Genomic DNA, 22434 nt, shown 5'->3' on the forward strand with positions numbered 1-22434 from the left:
CCGGGTGAACCCGGCCGCGAGCCGGAGATCCACGAGAAGGATCCTGGCAACGCCCCTTGCCTGGGTCACCGTGGCACAAGCCGTTCGGATGAACAGATGTGGCCATGCGAACGCGGCTGTCAGTACTGTCCCCCATCCGTCGGTCCCACGGCTCGTGATAAACGTTAGCGGTGGAATTTCGTGATCGCCGCGCGCCCGCCTGCGTCCGCGTGCTGGCTGCGCGCGTGGACGCTCGAGAAGGGTGGCGACGCATCGTGGAAAGGGGGGCACAATCAAGATCGTTTCGGTGGTCAACTACAAGGGTGGTGTTGGGAAGACCACCCTTACCGCCAACATCGGCGCGGAGATGGCACGGCGCGGTAACCGCGTTCTGCTGGTCGATCTCGACCCGCAGGCAAGCCTGACCCTGTCGTTCTACCACCCGGAGCAGTGGCGCGAGTACCTCCAGCCCTACCGTACGATCAAGCACTGGTTTGAAGGATGGAGTCCCGAGGGGCACGCGCGGGATCCGCGCGAGCTGGTGGACACCCCGGCCAAAGCCAAGTTCTATGTCGGTGGTCGTGGCCAGCTGGATGTCATCGCCTCCGATCTCACCCTCAGTGATGTGGAAGAGGATCTCGTGGTCGCGGCCGCCCGCCACGGTGCCGCCCGTGAGCGGCATGACCACCTGCGTGTTTTCGGGCGCCTGCGGGATGCTTTCCGGGGGCTGCCACCGGATGCCTATGAGCTGGTGCTCATCGACTGTCCGCCAAGCTTCGGCATGCTCACGCGATCGGCGCTGGTGGCCAGTGACTTCGTGCTGATACCGGCCCGGCCGGATGAGCTCTCCACGGTGGCGATCGAACACTTCATGGATCGTTTCCATAGATTCCGGATCGCCTATGACGATGCCGCGTCGAAAATCGGTTCGCTCGATCCCGAGGACCGGGTCTCCGCGCGTATCCTCGGGATCGTCTTCACGATGGTCCGTTTTCATGGAAGTGTGCCGATCCTGGTCGAGCAGAACTTCATCAACCTGCCGCGGGCCGGCATTCCCGTGTTCGAAACCGTGGTCCGGGAGAGTCACAGCCTTTATGCGGACGCCGCAGGGCAGAACATTCCTATGGTGCTGTCCGAACAGGCTCCGGACAAGAACGTCGCCGAGATGCGCACCCTCGTGACCCAGTTCGTCCATCGGATCGGAGAAGTCGACCATGCCTGAGTCCGCCGCCGACCTCGCGGCGTTGGTCCTGCACCATGTCGCCCGCCTGGTGGCGGAGCTGACGCCCACGCAGGTACGCGACCTGACGGCCGGCCGTGCCCGCCTGACTGTCGTCGAGGCGTTGGCGACGAACGTCCTGCCGGCACCAGCCGCCGGCAAACGGCCTCAGACCCCTGCGACCGGCTCTGCGACCGGCCCTGTGACGGGCTCGGCGACCGGCTCTGCGACTGGCCCTGCGACCGGCTCTGCGAGCGGCGATCGGCTGGACCCAGGCCAGGTCAGAGCCGCTCTGCTGGCGCGGCCGAGCCGGGAGGACGCGGCCGGATACGCCGCGGGACTCGGGACCGTGCCCGAGTTGCGGGCACTTGCCGCCGGTCTCGGTGTCCGCATCCCGGCGAAAGCACGGAAGGACGACATCGCCCGTAGCATCGTCGATGCCACTCTCGGCGCGCGGCTGACGTCGCAGGCCATGCGGGACGGCGGCACGAGATGATTCCCGCGGCGGAGCGAACTGCGCCTACTGGGACGCAGACCGCCACGGGATGCGGTCTCTTCGACGGTTTCGAGGCCTATCGAACACCGTCCCATGACGATTTTCGCGCGCTGTTCACCGATGGTCTCGTGGTGCCGGACACCAATGTCCTGCTCAATCTTTACCGGTACAGTTCCGAAGGTCGTGACAGTCTGCTTGCGGTATTGGCGAATCTCGGTGACCGGTTGTGGGTGCCGCACCAGGTGAAGGCCGAGTTCTGGGCGGCGAGGGACGGTGTGCTGCGGGATCCGCGCGGTACTCTGGCCCTCACCGCGGATCTGGACAAGCTGCGGGTACGCGCCGCGCAGCTTCTCCAGGAATGGGCCCGGGGGCGATCCATCTCGGTCCACGACGCAGCGGAGCTCCGGGCGGACATGGACGCCGGTTTCGACGCCGTTGCCGAACGGGTCGCGGCGTTCGATGACGCTGACGGAGCCCAGTACCTGGAGGACTCCTCAAACGATCCGGTCGTGCGGGGCCTCGCCGGTGTCCTCGCGGGCAGGGTCGGCGCACCACCAGCGCAGGACGTGCTCGCCAAGCGCGTCGCGCGGGGGCACGAGCGGATCAGGGAGGATATTCCACCCGGGTACCGCGACAAGGGAAAACCCGGGGATGCGCCGGTCGGGGACTACCTCATCTGGTGTGAAATCCTGGACGAGGCCGGGAGGCGCGACTGCGACGCGCTCTTCGTCACCGGCGACGTCAAAGAGGACTGGTGGCGCAGGGTCAGGGAGGCGCCGCACGGCCCCCGGCCCGAGCTTGTCCGGGAGATGGCGCTGGCCACTGGGCGTTTCCTGTTCATGGTGCAACCCGATGGCCTGCTCGAACGAGCGCGCGGCCTGCTTGGCGTCACTATCTCTGCCGCATCCCTGGAAAACGTCGAAAATGTCCAGCGCACCCAGCAGGTCAGCGGCGAATGGGCGGCGGAGGCGGTCGCTGCGGTCCTGGACCGGCTCCTCGAGGAGGCGCCTGTTCAGGCCGCGGTTGTGCGGCGGGCAGCCGAACTGGGGGGCTTCATAAGCCGGGATGAGGTTTACCAGATTGGCGGCTATGACCAGCGGCGCAGCCTGCGTGGCTTCACCAGGCCGGTGCGGCGAATCGTGGCCGCCTTCCAGGACCGCGGCCTCATTCCCGTCGGGATCGACGATCTGCTGGAGACGAGCTACGACGACGAGACGGTGGGCCTCGCGACCGGCTTCACCGTTCCGCGGGCCGTGCTCCCGCTCGTGCTCGAGTGGGTAGGCGTCGGAGACCCCCCCGACTGACCTGGATCAGGACGACGGCCCGACGGCGAAACGGATAAATCGTCGCATAGTTCCCCGCGCTTCCTCGGATATCCGACAACGGCCCCACAATGAGGGATCCGCCCGCGGGTAGGGGAATGTGCGCAGGGTGCACTTTCCTCTACTATGTGTGCATGGCAAGACGGGTTGGTCGTCCGATGCTCCTCACGGTGGTTGCCGGGCTCACGCTGGCCTTCGGGTTGGCCCCGGCCGCCGTCGCCGCGCCGGACGGCGGGTCGTCCCCTTCCCCGACGCCGAGCCAGCCGTCGGTGACCCAGCCGCCGACACCGCCGACACCGGCGGCCCAGCCGTCCGTGACGCAGACGTCGGCCGGAGTTGTCGCCGGGGTCTCTGCGGCGGCGACCGGGTCGGCGGCCCGGCTCGTGCTGGCGGTGTTCGAGCAGGACATCGTGCTGGTCGGGGCGCACGGCTTCCCGGCGGGCGCGTCGGTGTCACTGTCCGCGACGACCGGCGACCTGCAGGGGACGACAACGACCAAGGCCGACGCGGACGGGCGCCTGATCGTGGGGTTCCTCGTCCCGGCCGGCTACAACGGCACGGTCAGCGTCACCGCCACCGCGGGCACGACGACCGCGACGGGCAGCCTCGCCGTGACCGTCGCGGCGGATGCCCCGCACGCCACCGCGTCCTCGGCGGCGTGGGCCCCGGGCGTCGGCGCGACGCCGTCCGCCGCGGGCTCGACCCCGACGCCGTCGCCGTCTGTGTCGTCCGCCCCGTCGCCGTCCGCCCCGGCCGCGTCGCCCTCGGCCTCGCCCGCCCTGACCCCGGCCTCGTCCGCCTCGTCGGCGAAGGCCGCTACCTCGGGCGGAGCGACCCAGCCGACCGGGCCGACGAGCCCGGCCGGCTGGAAGCTCAGCTTCGGTGACGACTTCGACGGCCCCACGCTGGACCAGACCAAGTGGTCGCTGTGCAACCCGAGCTTCAGCACGCTGTGCAAGCCCTACAACAACGAGAAGGAGATCTTCAACACCGCGGCGACGGGTAACGCCAACGTCAGCGTCGCGAACGGGGCCCTGCACCTGACCGCCACCCGCGACGCCGACGGGCAGATCCGGTCCGGCATGGTGAGCTCCGGGCCGTGGCCGGCCAGCTTCGGTCCCGCCCCGGCCGGCTACAAGCCGTTCTCCTACACCTACGGCTACTACGAGAGTCGAGTGCGCATTCCCCGTGGCAACGGTTTCTGGCCGTCGGTGTGGGAGCTGCCGGTGTCTTCGGCCGGCGGCGGCAAGGGCTGGCCTGACACCGGGGAGATGGACGTCTTCGAGATACCGGGCAACACGCCCACCGAATACCACTTCACGGCGCACTGGGGTGGCATCGGGGTCTGCGGCCACCCCTGCTCGCCGCAGCAGACGACCATCCCCGACGCATCCGCGAACTGGCACGTGTTCGGGTTGGACTGGGAGCCAGACGGCCTGACCTGGTATCTCGACGGAGCGAAGGTGGGCCGCACGGTCAACGACGCGGGCGCGGTGAAGAACGCGCCGTTCTATCTGCTCGCCAACCTCAGCGTCGGCGGGGACTGGGCGCCGCTGGGCAAGGGTGTGGATGCGAGCACCCCGTTCCCGTCGAGCCTGGACATCGACTGGCTGCGCGTCTACCAGCACAACTGATCTCGGCCGGCCCGCCCTGCGCCCGCCTGCCCGCGCGCGGCGGGGCGCACGGCGATGCTCACCCCGACGGCCGGTGCGACCGGCGCTGACGCCCGCGTCGACGAGTCCGCGTCGACGGCCCGGCATGGACCGGCCCGGCATGGACCGGGCCCGCATGGATCAGCCCGCATGGACCATGCGGGCGCTGACCCGGGGGGTATCAGACCGACTGCGTATTGCATTATCTGTGGTGTCGGGTGAACGTGGAGGGACGGTCGTCGGTCGACGGCGTGGGTCAGGGCGAGGGCGTCGGGGCAACGGCTCCAGATGCTCTGGGCGGGGGGGCGAGGTGCGGACGCGGCCGCGCGGCGGGGCGGATGGTTCCCGCGACCCCTGCCCCTGCGCCGCGGCCGGGTTCCTGCCTGGCCGTGGGCCGGTCGCGCACGGGCGTCCCCGGGCCCTCGACGCCGCGGACGCACCCGTCCCAGGCCGTCCCGTGTTCGCCGTTCACGGGTCCTGACGAGATCATCGTGCCCGCCGTATCCGTCAGGCGAGCGATTTATTCGGCGACGGGTGGTTGTCCGCCATCGGGGGTAACCGCACGGTCCGGCCGCGGCGTTACGCTGTGCACCAGATTCGGCGGTATGCGCGACTGGCGCCGTCCGCCGGTGGGCGTGGTGCGATCATTCGGGGGAGTCGTGGCCCTGCGCGGTTCGTCGTCGTCGCGGCGCGGCGTGCTGCGCGCTGATCTGCTGCGCGGCTTCGTTGACATCCTCGACGGCGGCGCGGGCAACGATGGCGGCGCGAGCGGGATTTCGGGCCTGCTGGATCCGGCGCAGCGCACCCTGCTCATCGACCAGTTCGAGCGGCGTGCCGGCGTCCGGCTCTACGTGCCGCAGTTCGACGTTCCCCGGGACTGGTGCTTCCGGTTCGTGGCCGGCTGCATCGACGATCTCGACGGCGGCGCCCACATCCTGGTCGACGCGGTCGAGGACCTGCGCCCGCGTTCCGTCCTGGTGCGCCGCCTGCGGTGCCTGCTGGACGAGTGGGAGGCGGTGGAGGTCGCCGAGCAGGCCGGTGACCTGTGGGAGGCGCTGCGCGCCGAGCTGCGCGAGGTGCCCGCGCGGGCGGCGGCACGCGCCTTCCGGCATGCCTGCTACCCGGCCCAGCCGCCGGAGCACTGCCCGGACGCCTGGGCGCTGTTCCTGTGGGCGGCCGGCCGGGTGCCTCAGGGCAGCACCCTCGCCCCGCACGCCGTGTTCCTGCTGCGTTGCGCCGAGCTGCTGACGCCCCCGACGCGGGTCCGGGTCGAGACGTGGCTGGGAGCGCGGGCCCATCGCGATCGCCTCACCCCGCAGCTCAACCGCGCCCGCCTCGCCGCCGGTGCGCCCGCGGTGGGCGGCGGGCGGCGTGCCTGCGCGCTCTGCCTGCAGTTCGAGCCCCTGGGGCGGTCCGACCTGTACTGGGTGGCCTGGTGGCTGCACTGGTCGGGTGAGCTGGCGCCACATCGCGGGCCCCAGCGTCCGGCGAGGCTGGCGGACTTCGAGGACATCACCGCGTCGGTCGTCGACAAGGCCGAGGAGATCCTCGCCGACGAGGTTCCGCCCGGGCAGCTCGTCGACCTGACCGTGGAGCTCGTCCTGCCGACCGAACACCTCGCCCTGCCCGTGACCGGCTGGAGCCGCCCGGTCGGCGGTGCCCGTCGGCTCCTGTTGCGGGACCACGCGCTGGTCGTGCGCAGCTACGACCGTGCCCACTGGCCCGAGGCGACCCGGTTTCGCTGGTCGCAGCGCTGGAGCGCGCTCGCCGACGCCGAACGGGGCGCGGTGTGGGCGGTGGACGTCGCCCAGATCGGCGCCTATGGGCTCGATGTGGACCAGCGGATCGCCGCGGTCACGCTCAGCGGGCCGCCCGCGCCGGACACGGTTGCCCACCGCCAGCTCGCCGGAGCGCTGCAGGCGGGGCTCGGGGTTGCCGCGTGGCAGCATCCCGACCCCGACCGGCCGGACAGCGACGTACCTCTGCTGGAGTTGCTCACCGACGGCGACCCCCTGGGCCTGCCGCAGCGTTTCCGGTCCGAGAACCTGGCCCGTCTGGAGCCGCTCGGCGATCTTGGTGTGCTCGATGATCCCGCCCGGGCCCGCGACACGGCGTCCCGGCGGGCGGCCACCCTGCTGTGGGATGACCCGCACCGGATCGCGGGACGGGCATCCGTGCCGATGCGGGAGCAGCCGGCCGGTTCGGCCACGGCGGCCCCCTCGGTGCGGGCCCCCGCGCCGGCCGTCACCGCCCCCGCCCCCGCGCCACCGGTCGAGCCCGGCTCCTGGGAGTTCGCATGACCCCGGACGACGATGCCGCGAGCCACGACGACGCCGCGAGCCACGACGATGCCGCGCACGGGCATGATGCCGCGCCCGGCCACAGTTTTGTGAAGATCCACCGTTTCGCGAACATCCACGGCGTCGCGAACGACGGTGCCGCGGGCTACGACGGTGCCGCGGGCTACGACGGGGCGGTGGGCGACGACGGCTCCGCGAGCGGGGCGATCGAGGACCAGGCGGACAAGCCGAGTCGGCTGCGCTACCTGCGGGAGCCGCCTCGCGGCGGCCTGCCGCCCGCGGCCTGGAACGAACGGGGGTTCGCGGAGACCCTGACCCACGCCCTGCGGCCGCTGCTGCGTATCCCGTCGCCCCGCCACGAACATCCCGGTCACGGGGCGCGCCGCGAGCACGGCACGGACGGCTCCGCCCGAACGACCCCCGAGACGCCTGAGAGGGCGGGGGGCCGCTGGGGCCTCGCGCTCGTGGTCGACGCGAACCCGACCTTCTCCGCGGTGTGGTCCGACGCGGTCCCGGCCCTGGCGCGGACCCTGCGGGCACAGCGGGTGTTCCGGGAGGTCGACGTCGTCTACCTGGCCGCCGAGGAGGGGCGGACCGACTCGCTGCGGCTGCTCGGCGAGCCCGACGACGCCGCCGGGAGCTCCCCGGCCACCCTGGTCGACCCCGGGGCGCGGCAGGTGATCTGGCTGCTCACCGACGGGGTGGGCCCGGCCTGGTACTCGGGAACGATGGCTCGGCTGCTCGGGGGCTGGGCCGCGGGGGGCCCGGTGGCCGTCCTCGACGTGCTCGCGGCGCACCTGTGGCCGCGGACCGACCTGCGGGCCACCCGGGTCCGGATGAGGGCGGGCGGCCCGGGTCTCGGCGGTGCCGGTGGTGGTGGCGGGGACGCCGGGCCAGGGCTGGACGAGGACAGGGAGCCGGGCTCGGCCGTGCTGCCCGTTCCGGTGCTGGAGATCGACGCGGACTGGATCGCGCCATGGGCCCGGTTCGTCGCGGCCGAGGAACCGACCTGGTTCGAGACGGCGGCGGTCCTCGCGGGCCCCGACGGGCCGCGCGGTCCCCGTCGCCCCGCGCCGGACGTCTCGCCGGCGGCAGCCGACCGCCTCGCGGACTTCTGCGCGTACGCCTCGCCCAGGGCGCAGCGTCTCGCCGCCCTGCTGGCCGCCGTCCCGGCGCTGGGGCGCCGCGGTCTGCGCACGGTCGCGACCATCGCCGGCGCCCACCGGCGGGACCTGTCGGAGGTGCTCGCCTTCGGCCTGCTCGCGCCCGGCGCCGCCAGGGCGACCTTCGAGCCCGATCCGGACCTGCGCACGACTCTGCGGTCCCAGCTGACCCGCTCCGAGATCGATCGGATCCGCCGCGCGGTCGGCCCAGACCCAGATCCAGACGCAGGTCCTGTCCAAGGCCCAGGTCCAGGCCACAGCCCGGACACAGTCCCAGGCGCAGGCCCAAGTCGCGATCCAGGCCCAGAGCCCGGCCCAGAGCGCGGCCATGGCCCGGGACCCGACTCCCCGTTTCCGGCGCCACCGGTACGGGATGGCCGACCTGTGAGCGACGCCCCGACACCCCTCCGCCAATCAAACACTGAAAGTGATATGACAGAGACGATGAGTAGTATCGCTGGGGTGGGTCGACTGATGTCCGGGACCATCGGCGGCGCGACCGACGTGGCTGACGTGGCTGACGGCCGGCACGGCAGCCGGGCGGCGAGTCCACCGATGTCACCCGGCAGCGAACCGTCGGCGCCGTTCCCCCGCTCCGCCGCACTGGCGGGCACACTGCCGCGGGTCTGGGGCAACGTGCCGCCCCGCAACCCCCACTTCACTGGCCGGCGCGACCTTCTCGACGCCCTCGACGCGCGCCTGACCGGCGGGATCGCCGCCGTCCTGCCCGAGGCGCTGCACGGGATGGGCGGGGTCGGCAAGACCCAGCTCGCCACCGAGTACGTCTACCGCCACCTGGCCGACTTCGACGTCATCTGGTGGATTCCGGCCGAGCAGAGCGTGCAGATCGGCAACGCCCTCATCGAGTTGGGGGAACGGCTTGGCCTCGATGCCGGCGCCGAGGCCAACGTCGCCGTCCGCCAGGTCGTCGAGACCCTGCGCCTGGGGGACCCCTACGCGCGCTGGCTGCTCGTCTTCGACAACGCCGACGACCCCCAGTCGGTCCGCGAGTACTTCCCGGCCTCCCCGACCGGCCGGATCCTGGTCACCTCGCGCGATCCCGGCTGGGCGAACGTGAGCCGGCCCCTCGAGGTCGCCGTGTTCCGGCGGGAGGAGAGCATCGAGCTGCTGCGCAGCCGGGGCGGACCACTGGACGGCACCGACGCCGACCGGCTGGCCGCCGCGCTCGGTGACCTGCCGCTGGCGGTTGAGACCGCCGCGACCTGGCGCGCCGAGACCGGGATGTCCGCCGACGAGTACCTGCGGCTGCTCGAGGAAAAGCTGACCGATCTGCTTGGCACCCCGACGGCGGACTACCCGCGCCCGGTCACCGCCGCCTGGAACGTGTCCCTGGACCGGCTCGCCCAGAGCAACCCGGCCGCCCTGGAACTGCTCCAGGTGTGCGCGTCCTTCGCACCGACGCCGATCTCCCGCCAGCTGCTGTCCCGTGCCCACAACGAGACCATTTCCGCGGCGCTGGACGAGGCCCTGCGCGACCCGGTGAAGCTCAGCCGGGCGATCCGGGACGTCCACCGGTTCGCCCTGGCCCGCATCGACCATCGGGACAACTCCATCGGTATGCACCGCCTCGTCCAGGCGGTGCTCATCGCCCGGATGACGCCCCAGGAGCGGGGCACCATGCGCCACGGCGCACACGTGATGCTCGCGGCGAGCGACCCGAACGACCCGTTCAACCCCGCCCTGTGGCGCACCTACGCCGACCTCTACCCGCACATGATCGCCTCCAACACCGAGCGGTGCGAGGACCCCCGGGTCCGCCAGCTTCTGCTCAACCTCTGCGACTACCTCTGGTCGTGGGGAGACCACGAGGAAAGCGTCGCGTTCGCCCGCCGGGTGTACGAGGCCTGGCAGGCCGACTTCGGCGAGGAGGATCCCTACACGCTGCAGATCGGGTTGCGGTTCGGGTGGGGTCTGGTGGTCGTCGGCCGCTACGCCGAGGCAGCCGAAGTGAACCAGCGGACCTACGAGCTCTCGACCAGGGTCCATGGCCCGGACGCCGAGCTGACGAACATCCTCATGGGGAATGTGGGTGCCGACCTGCGCTGGCGCGGTGACTTCGCCGCGGCCCTCGGCATCGCCCGGGACGCCCACGCCCGGGCCCGCAAGGCGTTCGGCCCGGACGACCCGCAGACCCTCAGAGCCGCCCACAACGTGGCGGTCTGCCTGCGGCTGCTCGGCCGCTACACCGAGTCCGCGGCCCTCGGCGAGGACACCTGGACGCGTTCCGTGCGGCTGTACGGGGAGGACAACGCGCGCAGCCTGACCAGCCTGACCGGGATCGCCCTCGATCGCCGCGAACTCGGCGACTATCTCGGTGCCCGCGCCGCCCATGAGGACCTCGACGCCCGGTTCCGCCGCCTGTACGACGTCTCGGCGGACCATCCCGCCCGGCTGCACGCGAGCCGCTACCTCGCCGTGGCCCATCGCAAGGCCGGCGACCACGCGCGCGCCCTGGTCCTGTCCCGGGATGTCGAGCAGCGCTTCTTCAACCGCTACGGCGGCCGGCACCCGTCGTCGCTGGCCGCGGCGCTCGGCCTGTCGATCGACCTGCGTCACGCCGGTCTGCTGCACGAGGCCCGCGAGGTCTGTCTGCGGACGCTGCGCCGCTATGGGGCGAAGATCGGTGAGACCCATCCGCACACGCTCGCGGCGGCGGTCAACCTGGCCGTCATCGAGCGCCTCGCCGGCCGCGCCGACGAGGCGCTCGACCGCGACGAGCAGACGCTGGCGGCCTACACCGAACGGCTTGGCGAGGCTCACCCCAGCACGCTCGCGGCCGCGACGAACCTGGCCAGCGACCTGTACGCGCTGGGGCGTTTCCCGGCGGCGTTCGACCGGGACGAACGCGGTCTCGAGATGTCGACCCAGGCGCTCGGAGAGCGCCACCCCACGGCCCTGGCGATCGCGGCGAACCTGGCGACGGACCTGCGTGCGCTGGAACGCACCGACGACGCACTCGAGCGACAGGCCACCACGCTGAGCCGCATCGACGCGGTGCTCGGCCGGGACCATCCGGCCACCCGCCAGGTCGTCGCCTGGATCCGGCTGGACTGCGACATCGACCCGATGCCGATCTGAACCGCCCGGCCGGCGCTGACCGCCGGCCACTGTGGGCCGGCGACCGGCTCGGGCTGGTCCGTGCCGGGGCGACGGACTACCTGGGCGCCGGCACGTGCGGCGCGGTCGGCGAGGCGCGTCGCGGGCCGTCGCCGGGGCCAGCCCCGCCGCCCATGCTCGTCCCGCCCATGCCCGTCCGGCCGTCTGTGCCCGTGCCGTCTGTGGGCGGGGAGGGGGCCGGGACGAGCGGGACGAGCCATGCGGCGAGCTCGGGGAAACTGACCGGGCCGCCCTGGCGCGTGACCTCGCGAGCGACCGCGAGAACCAGCTCCGGCCGCATCCGCAGTACCCGCTGCGCGGCCGGATCTCCCGTGCCGGCAAGGGCCAGCCCCACCAGTGCCCGTCGGTTCTCGCCAGGCCGGCGCAGGTGCGCGAGGTACAGCTCCCGGGCACTGGCATGGTCGCCGCGCACCAGCGCGCAGTCCGCGGCACTCGCGCCACGGTAGACGCGGCCGGGATCGTCCCGCTCGACGCGGCGCAGGGCATCGCGGTCGGAGAGCCACAGCCGAGCCAGGCACGCCCGAGTGTCAAGCCGGCGAGCGGCCGGATCGGGCGCGAGGCGGCTCGCCGTCGCGGCCGGCTCCAGCCCGATCCGCCCCCCTGAGGTCCAGGCGGCGGCGAGGCGACGCGCGACCGGGATCGGCACGCCGAGATGGTGCGAGTTCCACAGCGCGTGGGTGTCCGCCGCCGCGAGGTCCGCGAGGTGGCGGGCGTGCGCCGGCACGGGCTCGGCGAGCCAGCCGTGCACCGTGGTGGCGATGCCGGTCACGAACCGGCGGCCCAAGGCCGTGAGCGGACCGGTTCGCAGCAACTCGACGGCGGTCTCGCCCACCGCGCGGCGCCACAGGGCGAACTCGAAGTGCGCGAGCATCGCCTCGCCGGCGCTGGACCGACGGCGTCGCGTCCGCCAGAAGTCGGTGACGCCGAAGTAGGCGTACAGCCCCTCCAGCACGCCGCGAGCGGGGCGCGGGTCGTCCCGCCAGGGGGCGCGCAGCAGCTCGGGCGGGGCCGCGGGGTCGACGAGGGCACCGAGATGCGACAGGGCACCGAGCAGGGTGTGGCGCAGCTCGTGGGCCAGGGTCGCCGCGCCGTCCACGGCGTCATGCGGCACGGACATCTCGATGCTGCCGATGGCATCGCCCGAGGTGGCGCTGAACGAGCGAAAACGTGCCGCGGCCGGGAAGGGCACGATCGCGGTGATCGCCGTCTCGACGGCCGCCGCGGTCCGGGGGTGGCCCGCGCGCAGTACCTGCCGGGCCGCGCTGAGCTGGCCTTGCCAGCGCGCGACCGCCGCGGCGGGCAGCCGCACCGGCCCGGCGGCGCCGCTCGCCACGCGGTACGGGTCGGCATCCTCGACGACGACGCCGGGGGCGACGGTACGGGTCGGCTGCCATCCCCGCGTCGGATCCGGCTCGCCCGGCGGGTCGGGCCCGGCACCGGCCGAACGGTCCGGGCCGAGCGCATCATCCGGGTCACGTGAATCATCCGGTTCGGGCCGAGGATCCGGGCCGCGCGCGTCGCCGGGTGAACCTGGGACGCCCGGGGTGGTCGGGTGGTCGGGGACCGGGACGGCCACGTCACCGTGGGGGCCGACGATCCGCACCCGCGTCCGCGTCGACACGACCGTGGCGGTGTCCCAGGGTTCGAGGCCCGCCAGGTGGGCGTGGCCGAGTGAGGGAAGGTGGACGACGCCACGCCGGGCGGGGACGGCGAGCGTGCTGACACACCCGGCGCGCACCGTGGCGGCCACGGCCAGCGTGTGCAGGTACCCGACCTCCACCCACAGTGGAGCGGCGGCCGGCGTCGGGTCGCGCAGCCGGCGCAGCAGCCGGGCGGCCCAGGCCCCGGTGAACGGTCGGTCGAGGACGGTGCGTACCGCCGCGGGGTCGCGGCGCTCGGCGGCGACGAGGATCTCCCAGGCCTCGTCCACCGGTGCGAGCGGTCCTGGCGTCGCGGGCTGCTCCCGCAGGAGCTCGAGTGCGGCGCGGACCGCGATCCGCCGGTAGCTGGTCTCGGCGGCCATCAGCCGCCGCACGACGGCGGGGTCGAGCCCGCCCAGGGCCAGGGAGTCGACGTCGAGGACGGACAGCCGATGCAGGCCGACCTCCGAGCCGTCGGGTGTACGGCCGGGCGGCGCGGCGGGCATCAGTGCAGCCGTCGCCTGCCGCCGCCGCCGTCCCCCGTGTCCCGCGACGCTCGGACACAGCAGGGGCCCAGGTCGCTGAGCACATGTTCGACACCCGCGCGGAGAGCGCTGTCCATGCTGTCCCGGAGCCTGTCGAGGCTCAGCCCACGTACGTCGGCGAGCCGTAACCCTGGGGCGGAGTCAACCATGACGCTCCCGTTCGTCCCCGACGGCTTCCGCTCGGTGGCCGGAAACCGGCGGCCGAAGCGTCACCAACAGGGCAGAAGGTCAAGGCCGCGGCACAAGTGTCGCATACCCCACCAGGGTGACGCGCCGCGAACGGGACCATCCAGCACCCACCAGCACACAACGGTGGCAGGCGGTGGGGAACCACCCGGGCGTTCGCTGGGTGACGGTGCGTTGGGTCAGGGCTTGGCGCAGGCGGGTCGCACGCCGATGTCCGCGTAGTACCTCTGCGCCGCCGGGGCGAGGGGAATCAGGCAGTACAGCGAGCTGGTCGAGATGGCCTCGCGGGCGGTGCGGAACCCGCGCCCGCTGTCGGCGCCCCACAGGGCCGTCTCGAAGGCGGCGCGGTCGTCGACCAGGGCGCGGGCGGTGAAGGTGACCAGGTCGGGGTCGGCGCTGCGGTCGACCACCAGCCCGTTGGGCACACCGATGGTGTCCACCGCGGGTACGCCGGAGTAGTCGCGGGAGGTGACGGCCACCGGCTCGTACACCTGCCCGGTCACGAACCTGTCGCCGAGACGGGGCCGGTAGAAGGCATCCCAGTTGGCCTGCATCGGCTGGAGATACTTCGTCAGCGGCAGGATCCGTACCCGCAGCCCTGTTCCGAGGGCCTGCACGATCTGCGGTGTCGGCGCGCCTCCGGCCCACACCAGGCCGTCGATCCGACCTGACCGCAGGTCCGCCAGGCCATGGGTCAGGTCGTTGGGCACCTGTGCCGGTGCGCAGCCGAGCACGTTGTTGAACAGCACCTTGCCGAGCTGCGCGGTGCCGGAGATGTTCAGCCCGGCGGAGATCGTCCTGGTGCACAGCTGGGCCGCGTCCGTGATCTGGGAGTCGGCCTGCACGAGGACATGGAGCAGGTCGAACCAGAGCGGCCCCACGGTGCGCAGGCCGGACAGCGGCGCATTGTCGAACTGGCTGACGCCGAAGCGGGCGTCCACCGTGGTGTTGAGCTGGGCGACGGCCATCGCGCAGGTCGCGCCGGCCGGGTCCTGCAGGCGCAGCAGGTTGTCGCCGGTGCCGTTGGTGGACAGCACGTTCACGGTGGTCCCGGGGTAACGGTCCTCGATCCGGGCGGCCAGGGCCTTGCCGTAGGCGTCGTAAGGAGTGTCGTGCTGACCGGTGTAGACGGTGACCGTCGGGCACGCCCCGAGCCGTGCCGACGGATGCCATGGCGAGGTGGGCGACGAGGGCAGCAGCACGGCCAGCAGGCCCACGATCGCCACGGCGGCCCCCGTCAGGACGACGACCGTGCGCCGCCGGCGGCGGGGCTCGACCGGTATCGACTTCTTCACCTCCGGGCCGGTCTCGGGGGGAGGACGCTCGTGGGGCGGGGCGATGATCGTCGTCTCCCAGCTACGGTCCTTGTCGGGGCTGTTCTCCTCGAAGGGGTCGGAGCCGTCGCCGAGGAGGCTGGCGATCAGCTGGCGGGCGTCGGGGCGGCGGTACTGGTTCTTGGTCAGTGCCCGGCGGACGATGGCCTCGAGGTCGGAGGGCAGGCCGGTGAGGTTGGGGTCCTCGTAGACGACCTTGTCGAACAGCTCCGCGAAGGTGCCCTCGCCGAACGGTGCCCGGCCGGTCGCCGCGTACAGAACCACACCGCCCCAGGCGAACACGTCGGCGGGTTGGGCGATGTCGAACCGGCCGTGGTGGCGGGCTCGCTGGGCCTGTTCGGGTGCCATGAACGCCGGGGTCAGCCACTCGTCGGGGTCGCCGGTGTCGCGGGCGTTGTCGGGGCCGGCCAGGGCGGCGGCCACGCCGAAGTCGATGACCCGCGGGCCGAACCTCGCCAGCAGAACGTTCGCCGGTTTGAGATCGCGATGTACGACACCGGCGTTGTGGATGGCGCTCAGCGCGTTGGCGACGCCGATCGCGAACCGTTTGACGTCGTTTCCCGACAGAGGCTCGCCCGAGGTGATCTGGCGGCAAAGGTCCGGGCCGTCGACATACTCCGTCACCAGGTAGGGCGTCGGACCGTCGTCATAGTCCAGCACGGCCGCCGTGCAGAACGGTTGGACCTGCTGGGCGTTGTGGATTTCCCGGAGAAAACGTGCGCGGAATCCGGGCGCGGAGGCGTACTTGGCCCGGATGACTTTGACGGCCACGGGCGGGTCGTTGTCACGTACGGCGAAGTAGACGGTGCCCATCCCGCCCTCGCCGAGGATCCGCCGCAACCGGTACGGGCCGATCTCATCCGGATCCTGGGCGCGAATCGGCCGTCCGGGCAGGTCGCGCGGGTACGTCATCGCATCCGCCGTCGGCGCGCGATCAGGTGACGGGCGTGACCCGCGGCCGCGTTCCCGTCGTGGCTGGCTGCGCACGGCCGATCGTTGCCCGTGTTTCTCGGCGCGTCCCCCGACACGTGGCACCCCCCTGCCGGGAATCCCGGGCTGCCCGTCACGCTGCTCCCGTCCGACGTTATCCGACCAGTCGCGCTCCGTGGGTCCGGCTGCTCGAAGGAACCATACCGGAGCGAAAAGTGACCGCAGGATAGACCTGCCTGTGCGAAATCGGCAATTCCAGCCGGACCGCATCCGGCCGGTCCGCGTCCGGTCCGCACCGGTGCCGGCCCGGTCGGGTGAGGGGAAGCCTGCCCGTGGCCGAGCGCTTGGTAGCGTCCGCCCTGGCAACGTAAGCGGGGTGCCCCGGGCCACCGGGGAGAATCGGGAAGCCGGTGGGAGTCCGGCACGGGCCCGCCGCGGTGACCGGGGAGCAGCCGTCCACGCGTCCTCACGCAGCCACTGGGTCCTGCTGGCCTGGGAAGGCGGACGGCACGGCGTTGATCCGGGAGTCCGAAGACCGGCCCCGCCACAGCGCCGCCCTCACCGGCGGCCCGGCAGCGGGAGCCTGACGTGTCCAACAACCCCGATGTTCTCAGCACACCCGATGTTCTCAGCACACCCGAGGTGCCCGGCGGTGGCACCAGGGATCCGGCCGGCGGTGCCGATCCGGCCGGCGGTGCCGATCCGGCCGGCGGGGGCGCTCCGCCCGGCGCGCGCGTGCTCTACGACCTGGTCCAGCGACGCCGGGACGTGCGGGGCGAGTTCACCGGAGCGCCGATCGCGCCGGATGTCCTGGACCGGGTGCTCGCCGCCGCCCACGCCGCTCCCAGCGTCGGGCTGAGCCAGCCGTGGGACTTCGTGGTCGTCACCGGGCGCCGGGCCCGCGAGGAGTTCGCCGCGCACGTGCGGCACGAACGGGCGGTGTTCGATGCGACGCTGGACGCGTCGCGCTCGCGGCGGTTCGCCGGAATCCGGATCGAGGGTGTGCTGACGTCGTCGGTGTCACTTGTCGTGACCTATGACGCGGCGCGCGGGGGACCGGCGGTCCTCGGCCGGCACGCGATCGCCGACGCCGGTCTGTACTCGGTGTGCCTGGCCGTCGAGAACCTCTGGCTGGCGGCGACCGCGGAGGGACTCGGCGTCGGCTGGGTGTCCTTCTACCGTGAGCCGTTCGTCCGTGAGCTGCTCGGCATCCCGGCGCGGGTCCGTCCGGTCGCCTGGCTGTGCCTCGGCCCGGTGACCCACCTGGAGGACCGCCCCGATCTGGAGCGGCATGGCTGGGCCGCCCGCCGTCCGCTTGCCGAGGTCCTGCACGCGGAGCACTGGGGCGCTCGGATCGGCGCCCATGACGGGGCCACGACCGGCTGAGCGTGGATTCATCGCGCAGGCCCGAGGCTGGTGAGCTGCGGCGCGCCACCATGCGTCACCACTGACCCCTCTGGAGTAATCATGAAGATCGGGCTGTACCTGGGCAACCCGCCCAGTCCGGACACCATCGTCGAGCGGGTCCGGGCGGCGGCCGACGCCCGCCTCGACAGCGTCTTCCTCAGCCAGCTGACCGGCTGGGACTCGCTGACACTGCTCGCGCTCGGTGCGGCGGCGGTGCCCGACATGGCGCTTGGCACCGCCGTCGTCCCGACCTACCCGCGGCATCCCGTCGTGCTCGCCGGGCAGGCCCTCACCGTCCAGGCCGTGACCTCGCGGCAGCTCACCCTGGGAGTGGGACCCAGCCACAGGGTGCTGATCGAGGGGGTCTTCGGATACCGCTACGACCGGCCCGTGCGGCACATCCGCGAGTACCTCACCGCGCTGCGTCCGCTGCTGCGCGGACAGGCGGCCGAGGTCCGGGGGCAGACGCTCACCGCGGCCGGCCGGCTCGACGTGCCCCCCACCCGCGAGCCGTCGCTGCTGCTCTCGGCGCTCGGGCCGACGATGCTCCAGGCCGCCGGTGAGCTCGCCGACGGAACAGTGACGGTGTGGACGGGTGCGGCGACCGTGGCCGACCACATAGTGCCCGCCGTCACCAAAGCGGCGAACGCCGCGGGCCGGCCCGCGCCGCGGGTGGTCAGCGCGGTCGGCCTGTGCGTGACCGAGAACCCGGACCGGGTACGTGCCGCGGTGGCCGAGCGACTCGGCTTCGCCGGGACGCTGCCCGCCTACCGGGCGATTCTCGAACGTGAGGGCCTCACCGGCGTGCACGAGACGATCGTGGCCGGCGACGAGGCGGCCGTCGCGCGGGCCGTGCGTCGCTACCGGGACGCGGGCGCGACCGAACTGCTCGTCAGCCCGGTCGGCGACCCGCGGGAACAGGCCCGAACCCTGCGGCTGGCCGCCGACCTGCGCTCGTCGATGGCCTGACCGCCTCCCGCCGGGACGCCTCACCCCCGCGGCGATCCGAGCGTGGCAGCCCGTTCGTGGGTCGCCCGTTCGGGTTGCCGCGGCATGCGGGGGCACTCGCACCCGCACCCTCGCGGCCACGGCCACGCTCCCGCCGTTCCCGGCCGCCTGCGGGGCACGGTCGTCGAGACCGGGTGAGCCGGGGCTCAAACCGCTGGAAGACAGGGCCGGACCGGGTGGGCACACCGCGGCCACCGGCCGCGCCGTTCGTCGGCGGGCCGCCGTCCGGGTCATCCTCTCGTGGCCCGGAGGATGCCGCTCACCCCCGGTGATGAAACCCATATCCGTGCCGGCCCGCGCGGCCGGCGGCGTCCGGCATCCTGACCTCGGAACCGCACCTGGGACCGAGGGGCACCCGTCAGTGTCCATGGCCGGTGCCCATGGCCGCCGGACGCCGGGAGGACGTCCGCCGACGCTGACGCGGGAGGCGACGAGCGTGCGCGGAACACGGGAGACCGGATGCGGCCCGCGCTGGGCCGCTGCCGTGACACGGCCGTGAAGTTGGCCGTGATGCGGCCGTGAAGTGGCCGTGACGTGGTCGTGAGGCCGACCGGACCGGCCGGGTGGATCCGAACGGATCGACCCCGATCCCCAGCGAAGGGGAACCCCGCAGCGAGGTGGTGATGGCACGCCAGTGGTGAGAAGGCTGGGAAGTTCCTACGTCCTGCAGTCGCCGATCGGCCGGGGCGGCATGGGCGAGGTGTGGCGCGGCCACGACGAGGCGGGCAACATCCTCGCCTTCAAGCTGCTACTGCCGCATTTCACCGCCGACCCCGGCGTCGTCGCCCGGTTCATGCGGGAGCGCGCAATCCTGATCCGGGTCCAGTCGCCGTTCGTCGTGGCCATTCACGACCTGGTCGCCGAACGCGGCGAGCTGGCCATCGTGATGGAGTACGTCGAGGGCTCGGACCTGCGTCAGGAACTGTATCGCCGCCGCACGCTCCCACCCGCCGAGGCGGTCGGGCTGATCGTCGACATCCTCACCGGGCTCGCGACCGCCCACCGACTCGGCATCGTCCACCGGGACCTCAAGCCCGAGAACGTCCTGCTGGACCGTCAGGGCGGCACGTCTCGGCCCAAGGTCTCCGATTTCGGCATCGCCGGGCTGTGCGCCTCGGCGACCCGCCTGACCGTGCCCGGAGGCATGCTCGGCACGCCCCTGTACATGGCGCCGGAAAGCGTCGACGGCGGCATCGTCGGTCCGGCCGCGGACGTCTATGCCGCCGGCACGATGCTCTTCGAGATGCTCTGCGGTGTCGCCCCGTTCGCCGGGCGCGAGATGCTGTCGATCCTGCGGGCGCATGCTGACCTTGCCCCCGGGCGACCGCCAGGCATCCCGGATGACCTGTGGGCGGTGCTTGCCGCCATGCTGGCCAAGGATCCGCGGGAGCGGCCCGACATCGACCGGCTGAGGTCGCTGCTGCCGAGCCTCACGGGTATCGCTGCCGGCCCCGGGCTGGACGAGCCACCGGCGTCGAGCCGCCTTCGCTCCCTGTCCGCCGCCGCCGTTCCCGTCCCGGCCGCTGTTCCCGTCCCCGCTTCTGCGTATGCATATGCATCCGCACCGGCATCCGCATCGTCGTTCCGGCTTGCGCCCGGTCCGCGCGTGGAGATCGAGCCGACGCGGGCCCGTCCGGCCGTCGGCTCCTGGCGGCTGGCACGGCCGATCCCGGGCGAGGCCGCTGCCGCGCTGCTGACGCCGCCGCCGCCGACGCCAGGCGGCGAAGGGACCGGGAGAGGTAGGGCAGGCGGAGCTGACAGAGCGGGCGCGGCCGACGGAGCGGGCCCGAGGCAACGGGCGGGCGGGGCCGAAGGAGCAGACGCAGCCGACCGGGCGGGCGCGGGCAGCGGAGAAGGCGCAGACCGTCCGGCCCCGCCGCGGGAAGGCGCGCGACAGCCACCGACGTCCCGGGCCGGCGCGGGCGGCGCGGGCGGTGCCGGCGGTGCGGGCGGTGCCGGCAATGCGGGATACGCCTTCGAGGAGCCGGTGACCACACCGGTGGCCATCCGGGCGCCGGTGCTTCCGTCCGGTGGATCCGCGGGCGCGGCGCCACGCGCCGAGGCGGGAATCGGGGGAGCGTCGACGGACGAATCCTGGTCCAGCCCCGAGGAGCCGATCACCACGCCGACGTCGGTGCCGATCCTCCCGGTGTCGGGAGAGGACACCGCGCCCACCGAGCACACCGAGCTGGTGCCCGTGCCTGTGCCCATGCCCGCTGGCCGGATCACCGGGTCGGGGGCGCACCGGCCGGCCGGGCGGGCACATGGCCGGGCTGAACGCGGGAGCGAGCCCGGATCCGCGGCGACGGTGCGGCCCGGTTCCGAGCAGACGATCATCGCCCCGTCTCGTCCACGCACCGCGGACGCCCCCGCTGCCGGTCGGCACGCTGGCGCTGACGGCCCGGCCGGGGACAAGCCGGTCACGGCGGGCACAGGCGGGCCCGTCAGCGCCGTCGGTGCGGGTGGCGCTCCCGGTGCAGGTGTTGCTCGGGGTGGGGGTGGTGCTCCCAGCAGGGGTGGTGGGCGTGGGTCGTGGGCGAGGAGCGGCGGCGGTGGCCACCGCGCACCGTCCGCCGGTCACGGCGAGGGCCGTGGCCGGGTGTTGGCCGGGGTGATCGGGTTGGTGCTGGCGATCGTGATCGCCGTTGTCGTCGCGGTCGTGGCCGGCAGCCGCGGGGATTCCTCGCCGTCGCGCGAGCCGGCCTCGCAGGTCCGTGGGATCAGCCCGGACGTCACCCCCGCGCCGCCGGGATCGGGATCGGGATCGGGGGTCGTCCCCGGCGGCCCGGGAGCCGTGAGCGGTCCCGCTGGACCCAGGGGACTGGGCACCTCGACTGACGGCCGCACTGTTCCCGGCGGCACCGGACGCTCGGCCGGTCCCGCTGGGCCGGGCAGCCAGAAACCGGCTCCTGGCCTGACGCCCTCGGCAGACGCACCACATCCGTCCGTGACGTCCGCGCCGCCCGAACCGACGCGTACGCCGCCTGGTGAGACCCGCTCACCCGATCCCGATCCGCCGTCGCCGTCGTCGGCGCCCCCCACGACCAAACCGACCAGCAAACCAACCGGCAAGCCGACGACCAAACCGACGACGAAGCCGACCGGCCGGGCGACGCTCCAGCCGGTCATGTCGACGGTCAGGCCAACGGCGAGTAGAGTGCCCGCGCCCACGAAGACCTGCGCCGGCTCCTCCTCCGGTGGCGGTTCGTGCGGAACCCGTCACGGGTGGCCGCCGCTGCCGACGTTCGGCCGCAGCGCTGCCACCGTCATCGCGGCGGTGTGAGCGGGCATCGGCCGCCGCGGCGTCGGTGCCTCCGCTGGCCTGGTTCCACCTTCCCGCCAGCGTCTCCCATCCATGTCTCATACACCACGCGCTGAGCTGGGCGTTCGTCCCCGCCGGATGGCCCCGGCCTGTTCCGGGCAATGCGTTGATCTTTGCTGGCAGAGCCAGTTGGCCTGGTCTGTCCATGTCTGGTGGCTGGCCGCTGTGTTCCGCGAACGCTCCTCTGATCATTGATCGGGGTGGGTGATGCGGTCTCGTTCGTCGTCGATCGTCTGTGCCTGGGCGTGCCTGCCCATGGCGCGGAGTAGATCCGACTGGTTGTTCAGCGACTGGGTGAGGCCGGTGAGATGGACGGCGGGCCGGTCGGCGGCCAGCCGGCGGCGGATCGTGATGGCTTCCTCGATCGCGGCCAGGGCCTGCTCCGGACGTCCCAAAGCCCCCAACTGGTTCGACTGGTTGTTCAGCGACATGGCGAGGTTGGGGAGGTAGGTGTCGGGCCGGTCGGCGGCCAGCCGGCGGCGGATCGTGATGGCTTCCTCGATCGCGGCCAGGGCCTGCTCCGGACGCCCCACATCCCTCAACCGGATCGACTGGTTGTTCAGCGACGTGGCGAGGTTGGGGAGGTAGGTGTCGGGCCGGTCGGCGGCCAGCCGGCGGTAGAGCGTGGCGGCTTCCTCGATCGCGGCCAGGGCCTGCTCCGGACGCCCCAAAGCCCCCAACCGGTTCGACTGGTTGTTCAGCGACGTGGCGAGGTCGGGGAGGTAGGTGTCGGGCCGGTCGGCGGCCAGCCGGCGGCGGATCGTGATGGCTTCCTCGATCGCGGCCAGGGCCT

At 72.8% G+C, this 22434-nt stretch carries 12 protein-coding genes and 1 riboswitch; of the genes, 9 read left to right on the forward strand and 3 right to left on the reverse strand.

The genetic code is table 11. From position 1 onward, the window contains the following. Window positions 1-286 precede the first annotated feature (286 nt). The 6 genes from MXD95_RS20745 (at window position 287) to fxsT (ending at window position 11230) form a co-directional block, all read left to right on the forward strand. Entirely contained in the window at window positions 287-1201 is a 915-nt protein-coding gene (locus MXD95_RS20745; RefSeq protein WP_250642348.1) for a ParA family protein, read from the forward strand. Next, the gene (locus tag MXD95_RS20750) at window positions 1194-1694 is read left to right on the forward strand and encodes a Rho termination factor N-terminal domain-containing protein (RefSeq protein ID WP_250642349.1); all 501 of its coding nucleotides are present in this window, start codon (window positions 1194-1196) and stop codon (window positions 1692-1694) included. Before MXD95_RS20745 ends, MXD95_RS20750 begins: the two co-directional genes overlap by 8 nt. Window positions 1695-1825: 131 nt before the next feature. Further along, a complete protein-coding gene (locus tag MXD95_RS20755) occupies window positions 1826-2998 on the forward strand; it encodes a PIN-like domain-containing protein (protein WP_250642350.1) in 1173 nt (390 codons plus the stop codon). A gap of 176 nt (window positions 2999-3174) precedes the next feature. Continuing rightward, window positions 3175-4650 carry a glycoside hydrolase family 16 protein gene (locus MXD95_RS20760; RefSeq protein ID WP_250642351.1) on the forward strand — a complete coding sequence of 492 codons (1476 nt, stop codon included), beginning with the start codon at window positions 3175-3177 and terminating at the stop codon, window positions 4648-4650. Window positions 4651-5273: 623 nt separating this feature from the next. Continuing rightward, the gene (locus MXD95_RS20765) at window positions 5274-6968 is read left to right on the forward strand and encodes an effector-associated domain 2-containing protein (RefSeq protein ID WP_250642352.1); all 1695 of its coding nucleotides are present in this window, start codon (window positions 5274-5276) and stop codon (window positions 6966-6968) included. Then, window positions 6965-11230 (forward strand): FxSxx-COOH system tetratricopeptide repeat protein, encoded by a 4266-nt coding sequence (fxsT, locus tag MXD95_RS20770; protein WP_250642353.1) that lies wholly within the window; start codon window positions 6965-6967, stop codon window positions 11228-11230. The genes MXD95_RS20765 and fxsT overlap by 4 nt, the downstream gene beginning before the upstream one ends. 76 nt (window positions 11231-11306) lie before the next feature. Here the strand turns inward: fxsT and MXD95_RS20775 are convergent, their stop codons facing one another. Next, window positions 11307-13415 carry an HEXXH motif domain-containing protein gene (locus MXD95_RS20775; protein ID WP_250642354.1) on the reverse strand — a complete coding sequence of 703 codons (2109 nt, stop codon included), beginning with the start codon at window positions 13413-13415 and terminating at the stop codon, window positions 11307-11309. Window positions 13416-13819: 404 nt separating this feature from the next. Continuing rightward, window positions 13820-15886 (reverse strand): serine/threonine-protein kinase, encoded by a 2067-nt coding sequence (locus MXD95_RS20780; RefSeq protein ID WP_250642355.1) that lies wholly within the window; start codon window positions 15884-15886, stop codon window positions 13820-13822. A 375-nt stretch (window positions 15887-16261) separates the two neighbouring features. Further along, window positions 16262-16462, forward strand: a riboswitch (cobalamin riboswitch). A 177-nt stretch (window positions 16463-16639) separates the two neighbouring features. On the opposite strand from MXD95_RS20780, the gene bluB reads away from it, so the two are divergent. The 3 genes from bluB (at window position 16640) to MXD95_RS20795 (ending at window position 21602) form a co-directional block, all read left to right on the forward strand. Next, window positions 16640-17290, forward strand: a complete 651-nt coding sequence (gene bluB, locus MXD95_RS20785) for a 5,6-dimethylbenzimidazole synthase (protein WP_250642359.1) — start codon at window positions 16640-16642, stop codon at window positions 17288-17290. Between the two features lie 81 nt (window positions 17291-17371). Continuing rightward, window positions 17372-18280 carry a TIGR03564 family F420-dependent LLM class oxidoreductase gene (locus MXD95_RS20790; protein ID WP_250642356.1) on the forward strand — a complete coding sequence of 303 codons (909 nt, stop codon included), beginning with the start codon at window positions 17372-17374 and terminating at the stop codon, window positions 18278-18280. Window positions 18281-18956: 676 nt separating this feature from the next. After that, on the forward strand, window positions 18957-21602 hold the full coding sequence (locus MXD95_RS20795) for a serine/threonine-protein kinase (protein WP_250642357.1): 2646 nt from the start codon (window positions 18957-18959) through the stop codon (window positions 21600-21602). A gap of 227 nt (window positions 21603-21829) precedes the next feature. Here MXD95_RS20795 and MXD95_RS20800 read toward each other — a convergent pair. After that, a partial coding sequence (locus tag MXD95_RS20800; RefSeq protein ID WP_250642358.1) for a tetratricopeptide repeat protein occupies window positions 21830-22434 on the reverse strand: 605 nt, incomplete at its 5' end.

The sequence above is a fragment of the Frankia sp. AiPa1 genome (genome assembly GCF_023243075.1).
In the GTDB taxonomy this organism is placed as follows: domain Bacteria; phylum Actinomycetota; class Actinomycetes; order Frankiales; family Frankiaceae; genus Frankia.

Excerpts from the sequence above, each read along its gene's own strand:
- MXD95_RS20760 (WP_250642351.1), top strand. The coding sequence starts at position 3,175 with ATGCTCCTCACGGTGGTTGCCGGGCTCACGCTGGCCTTCGGGTTGGCC.
- MXD95_RS20790 (WP_250642356.1), top strand. The coding sequence starts at position 17,372 with ATGAAGATCGGGCTGTACCTGGGCAACCCGCCCAGTCCGGACACCATC.
- MXD95_RS20765 (WP_250642352.1), top strand. The coding sequence starts at position 5,274 with ATGCGCGACTGGCGCCGTCCGCCGGTGGGCGTGGTGCGATCATTCGGG.
- MXD95_RS20750 (WP_250642349.1), top strand. The coding sequence starts at position 1,194 with ATGCCTGAGTCCGCCGCCGACCTCGCGGCGTTGGTCCTGCACCATGTC.
- MXD95_RS20780 (WP_250642355.1), bottom strand. The coding sequence starts at position 15,886 with ATGACGTACCCGCGCGACCTGCCCGGACGGCCGATTCGCGCCCAGGAT.
- MXD95_RS20775 (WP_250642354.1), bottom strand. The coding sequence starts at position 13,415 with ATGCCCGCCGCGCCGCCCGGCCGTACACCCGACGGCTCGGAGGTCGGC.
- fxsT (WP_250642353.1), top strand. The coding sequence starts at position 6,965 with ATGACCCCGGACGACGATGCCGCGAGCCACGACGACGCCGCGAGCCAC.